The following is a 615-nucleotide window of genomic DNA, read 5'->3' as shown; positions in this document are numbered from 1 at the left end:
CTGCGGCATTAGAGCAGATTGGACGTTACTATTCGCGCGGTACTTTGGTGCAACAAGACAAAGAGCGTGCGATTCCGTATTTGCGTGAAGCGGCTTCTATGGGTAATTTAAACGCGCGTATTCATCTGGCTGAATTGCTGCTACGCGATTACGGTAGTCTGTTGGACTATGAAGATGCTTACCGCTGGTTGTACAACTCGGTGACCGCCGATCAGCGTCAACACAAACGCATTGCCGTGTTAAGGCGTGGGCTAGAACAGCGTATGCCACAAAACATCATTGCACGCGCAAAAAGGCGTGACATGTTCTGGTAGATCTCCAGAAAATTTTCGGTAACTTCATACAACAAAGCCCACACTTCGTGGGCTTTGTTGTTTTCCCGATAGGTGAACGCGCTTAAACCACCTTATGTGGGCCAAAGCATTCGTAATGGAATTGTTCCTGAGGGACGCCAAGTTCTTGTAGCTGTTTCGCGACGTGCTGCATAAAGCCCACCGGACCACAGAAGTACACTTGTACGTTGTCTTGTTTGAGTGCGGCTTCGATTTCATGCAGGTTTACAAAGCCGGTAAAGTGGAAGTCTTCACCTATCTTGTCTTCTGCCGTTGGTTGGTT

General features: G+C 48.5%; 2 pseudogenes. One reads left to right on the top strand and one right to left on the bottom strand.

Annotation, left to right across the window (positions count from 1 at the left end):
- Positions 1-314, top strand: a pseudogene (locus R7040_RS27700) (flagellar protein MotX); the annotation flags it as partial.
- 82 nt (positions 315-396) lie between these two features.
- On the opposite strand, the pseudogene R7040_RS27695 reads toward R7040_RS27700, so the two are convergent.
- Positions 397-615 (bottom strand): annotated as a pseudogene (locus R7040_RS27695) (NO-inducible flavohemoprotein); the annotation flags it as partial.

The organism is Vibrio sp. 1069 (assembly GCF_033340555.1).
The sequence above is the reverse complement of the archived record's forward strand: the minus strand, read 5'-3'. Positions and strand labels throughout refer to the sequence as shown.